This window comes from Hymenobacter terrenus, from assembly GCF_000972495.1.
Taxonomy (GTDB): Bacteria; Bacteroidota; Bacteroidia; order Cytophagales; family Hymenobacteraceae; genus Hymenobacter; species Hymenobacter terrenus.
On the sequence record NZ_LATM01000150.1, the window covers coordinates 1 to 414 of the forward strand.

Consider the following 414-nt stretch of genomic DNA (forward strand, 5'->3'; position numbering starts at 1 on the left):
GCTTGGCAATGGCATTCTCGTACGGATCTCCGTTTTCCGTCATGCTAATGGCAATGCTGGCTTGTCGCAGCTTTTGCACGTACTGGAAACGGCAGTACTGGCTTCCCCGGTCCGAGTGATGGATAAGCTCCTGATTGGTTTCGACCTGGCTTAGCGCCATGCCCAACGCCTTGAGGGCCCCTTCGGCCGTTAGCAGGGGAGACAGGCAGTAGCCCATACTCATCTTGGAGTAGGCATCCGTAATCAGCCAAAGGTACCCAAAGCCAAGCCCAATACCCAAGTAGGTGATCGATGCGGAACGCCGCCGTCTCTTTCAATTGCTCGCTGTATTGGAACCGGTGGAGCAGGTCGCGAATGTGGTCTTGCATGGAACAGTTTTTAAGGTGAAAAACTGTCAACCTATTTCAGGGCAAG

The 414-nt window shown here is 53.6% G+C and carries 1 protein-coding gene; it reads right to left on the minus strand.

From position 1 onward, the window contains the following. Positions 1–280, minus strand: a 280-nt coding sequence (locus tag WX88_RS26900; protein WP_197077000.1) for a DDE-type integrase/transposase/recombinase, incomplete at its 3' end; no start/stop codon positions are given. Between the last annotated feature and the right edge of the window lie 134 nt (positions 281–414).